Genomic DNA, 4,203 nt, shown 5'->3' with positions numbered 1-4,203 from the left:
CCACTTGCTCGCGCGCCACCTTGATGCCCTGGCGCTTTTCGATCAGTTTGAAGTGCGCTTCGGTGGCAGCACTCACAAAACTCACCGCCAAACCTGACTCACCCGCACGCCCAGTACGGCCTATGCGGTGGGTGTAGTCGGTGGCTGATCGGGGCAGGTCGTAGTTCACGACTACGGGCATTTGCGCGATGTCGATGCCGCGGGCGGCGACGTCGGTGGCCACGACCACTTGCACGGCCTTGATCTTGAAGTCTTGCAGCACTTGCGTGCGTTTGCCCTGGCTGAGCTCGCCGTGGAAAGGTTCGGCTTCTATGTCTACTTTGCGCAGTTTGTCGGCGACGATTTCGGCGGCGTGTTTGGTGGCGACGAAGACGAGGACGCGCTCCCATTTTTCGGTTTGCACCAGATGGCGCAGCAGTTGGGTGCGGCGGGGTGCGTCGACTTCGATGGCGCGTTGGGTGATGTCGGGTATGGCTTGCTCTACCGGTGCGACTTCTACGCGTAGCGGGTTGCGCAGCAGGCTGGACGCCAGCGCTTCGATGGCGGGCGGGAAGGTGGCTGAGAAGAACAGCGTCTGGCGTTTAGCGGGCAGCAGGGCCAGGATGCGATTCAGTTCTTCGCCAAAGCCGAGATCGAGCAGGCGGTCGGCTTCGTCGAGTACCAGCGTGCCGGTGTTGGTCAGCGTCAGGGCGTTATGGTCGATCAGGTCAAGCAGGCGGCCGGGCGTGGCGACGAAGATGTCGGCGCCGCCGCGAAGGTTCATCATCTGCGGGTTGATGGAGACGCCGCCGAACACGACCGCGACTTTCACGCGCTGCGGCAGATATTTGGCAAACCCGACGATGGCTTCACCGACTTGCGCGGCCAGCTCACGTGTGGGCACCAGGATGAGGGCGCGCACCGGCCGGTGCTGGCGTTCTGTAGGCACCGGTGCGTTGACCAGTTGCTGCAGCAGCGGCAGCGAAAACGCCGCCGTCTTGCCCGAACCCGTCTGTGCCGAGCCCAGTACGTCGCGCCCTTCCAGAATGGCGGGGATGGCGGCTGACTGGATGGCGGTCGGGGCGGTATAGCCCTGTTCCTCCATCGCGCGCAAGAGTGCGGGCAGCAGTGCGGGCGAAAAGCCCAGTGAGGAAAATGGCATGGGTGGGTGTGGAGGAGGGTGAGAGAGAGGGCGGAGAGCAAGCGCGTGGGGCGGTTTTGCGTTGCCACTTGAAGCCGCAAGTTTAAGCCTCGAGCCTTTGGCGAGGCCCAGGGCGGGTGGCACGAGGCTGCACACCGCTTTGCACCGATCAAGCCCGCAAGCTGCTTGCTATCAAAAGTAGAGCTAGAAGCCAATGACCTGCCTGGGCTGGAGGCCTTTTTYGCTTAATATTTTGGGCGAGAGCCGCCAAACCCCGAGAAACTCATGGTTGAGGCTGCCTGGCCGGCGCCAGAAACAGCAGCGCGCACGCCGACGCCCCCAGCGCACACAGCACACAGCCCAGCACCACCCAGCGAAACGCGTTGATCAGCACTTCGGGCGCCGCCGCCTGCACCGGCCCCTGCAGGCTGACGGCAAACACCACACCCAGCACCGCGACGGCCAGCAGGCCGGCGACGCGCGCCACGGCGTTGTTGATGCCTGAGGCAATACCGGCGTGGGCGGTTGGCACGGCGTTCATGACGGTGGTGGTCAGCGGCGCGACGGCAATCGTCATGCCAAGGCCCAGCACCACCATGGCCGGGAAGAAGCCCGCCCAGTAAGACCAGCCCACGCCGGGCAGCGCCAGCAGCGCAAAGCCGGCGGCCGCCACGGCCGGTCCGGCCATCAGCATGCGCCGCGCGCCAAATCGCTCCGTCAGCTTGGCGGTGCTGGACGATAAAAAGCCCAGCAGCAGCGACAGCGGCAGCAGCGTAGCGCCCGCGGCGGTGGCGGAGTATTTAAAGGCGCCTATCAATACAAAGGGCAGAAAAAACAACGCACCGCTGAGCGCAAAGTACAGCAGCAGCGTGAGCAAATTGGTGCCCACAAAGTCGCGCGACTTGAAGAGGCCCAGCGGCATCATGGGGGCGTGCGTGCGGGCTTGCACAACGACGAACGCCACCAGCAGCGCTGCGCCCAGCGCGATACAGCCCAGCACAGCGGCCGCGTTCCAGCCGCGCTCGGGCGCCAGCGTGAGTCCGTAGGTGAGTGCGCCCAGCCCGCCGGCCACCAGCAGCACGCCCGGCCAGTCCAACTGCTGCGGCGCGTCCGGGTCGCAGCTGTCGGGCACGGCATAGAGAGCCAGCCACACGGTGGCCACCGCCATGGGCACATTCAAAAAGAAGATGGCCCGCCACGACACCGCATCGACCAGCCAGCCGCCCAGCACCGGCCCGGCCGCCCCGGTGATGGCGGCCCATGCCGCCCAGGTGCCAATGGCCTTGCCGCGCGCCTCGCCCTCAAACACATTGCCGATGATGGCCAGGCTGGCCGGCACCAGCAGCGCCGCGCCCACGCCTTGCACGGCGCGCGCAGCAATCAGTGCCAGCGGGCCGGGTGCAAAACCGCAGGCCACCGAGGCCGCCGTGAAGATCGCGATGCCCAGGATAAAAATCGTGCGGCGGCCAAAGCGGTCGCCCAGCGAGCCGCCCACTAGCACCAGCGAGCCCAGCGCCAGCAGGTAGGCGTTGATGACCCACTGCATGGCCGCCAGCCCGTCGGCCGAGCCGCCCGTCAGGTCGCGCTGGATGGCGGGCAGGGCGATGTTGACCACCGAGCCGTCGATAAAGGCCATGGACGAGCCCAGCACCGTGGCGGCCAGCGCGAAGCCGGGGTGCGGGGCGCTGTCGGCCTTCTGATGTTGGGCGCGGATGATGCCTTCGTCGCAGGGGGCGTGCGGGTTGCCGGGCATGAGGGCTCCTGGTGTTGGGTAGGTGGCGGATAGATGGCGGTGGATGGTTGTCCGGTATTTGACAATTAGTCTAATTATGGATAATATTTCCAGATGACGACACATACCGTGACCGCGCAGCCACCCATGCCCCATCCTGCCAGTTCCCCGCCATCCAAGGCAAGCATGCCGGCTGATGCCCAACTCCTGCTGCTGGACAAACACGCGGTCGAGTCCCTGCTGCTGCCCGCCGATGTCCTTGCGGCCACGCGCGAGGCCTTTGTGCTCCACAGCCAGGGGGAGGGCCGCGTGTTCTCCCTGGTGCGTGAAAGGCTGGCAACCGGCGGTGTGTTCGGCATCAAGTCGGGCGACGTGGGTGCGCAGTCGCTGCTGGGCTTCAAGGCGGCCGGTTTCTGGCCTGGCAACCTCGCGCGGGGCGCTGATGCCCACCAGGCCACCATCATGCTGCTAGACCCCGCCACAGGTCGGCCGACCTGCCTGATTGACGGCAACGCCGTCACCACCGAGCGCACCGGCGCCGCCGGCGGCCTGGGCCTGGAGCTGGCGCGGCAGGACAGCCGCACGATGTGCGTCTTCGGCACCGGCGTGCAGGCGCAGGCGCAACTGCGCTTTGCCCTTCGCCAGCTGCCCGGGCTGCGCCAGGTGTTTTACGCCACGGCCAATGGCGGGCCAAAGGCCGCGTTTGAAGCGATGTTTGCCGGCCAGTGCGCCATCTCGCATGCGGCAGACGTGAATGCCGCCGTGGCCCAAAGCGATGTGGTGATCACGGCCACGACCGGCAAGGGCCCGTTGTTCGAGCTGGCTGCTCTCCGGCCCGGCACCCACATCAATGCCGTGGGCAGCGACACCAAAGGCAAACGCGAGCTGCCCGAAGGCCTGCTTGCCAAAGCGCGCGTGTTTGTGGACGATGCAGCCCAGTCGCGCAGCATCGGCGAGCTGCAATGGGCGCCCGAAACCGCGTGCACTGAAATCGGCGATGTGCTGTCGGGCAAGGCCACCTTTTCGCGCGGCGCCGGCGATATCACCTTGTTCGACATGACAGGTATCGCCTTGCAGGACCTCACGGTCGCCCGTCTGCTGGAGCAGCGCGCGCGCCTTGCCGGCAAGGGCCAAAGCATTGCCTGGCCCTGGTGAGTTTGACGCCCATATCGTTCTGGAGACTCCCTTGACCACCAACCAGCCCAACCCCCTGGCCACACTCGRCACGCCCGCCGCGTTGATTGACCTGCCGCGCATGCAGCGCAACATCGCGCGCATGCAGCAGCGCATGAATGCGCTCGGCGTGCGCTTCCGGCCGCACGTCAAAACCAGCAAATGCACACCCGTCGCG

3 protein-coding genes and 1 pseudogene are annotated in these 4,203 nt (G+C 66.2%); 2 read left to right on the top strand and 2 right to left on the bottom strand.

The annotated features are described in order from the left end of the window. On the bottom strand, positions 1-1,141 hold a 1,141-nt coding region (locus AC1D1X_RS16920; protein WP_477698713.1), incomplete at its 3' end, for a DEAD/DEAH box helicase. A gap of 262 nt (positions 1,142-1,403) precedes the next feature. Further along, on the bottom strand, positions 1,404-2,873 hold the full coding sequence (locus AC1D1X_RS16915) for an MFS transporter (protein WP_477670812.1): 1,470 nt from the start codon (positions 2,871-2,873) through the stop codon (positions 1,404-1,406). A 165-nt stretch (positions 2,874-3,038) separates the two neighbouring features. Between AC1D1X_RS16915 and AC1D1X_RS16910 the strand changes: the two genes are divergently transcribed. Together AC1D1X_RS16910 and AC1D1X_RS16905 are read left to right on the top strand one after the other, a co-directional pair. Further along, positions 3,039-4,007, top strand: a complete 969-nt coding sequence (locus AC1D1X_RS16910) for an ornithine cyclodeaminase family protein (protein ID WP_477671213.1) — start codon at positions 3,039-3,041, stop codon at positions 4,005-4,007. 31 nt (positions 4,008-4,038) lie between these two features. After that, positions 4,039-4,203 (top strand): annotated as a pseudogene (locus AC1D1X_RS16905) (DSD1 family PLP-dependent enzyme); the annotation flags it as partial.

Source organism: Polaromonas sp. P1_G4 (assembly GCF_056405475.1).
This window is presented reverse-complemented; position numbering and strand designations above follow the sequence as displayed.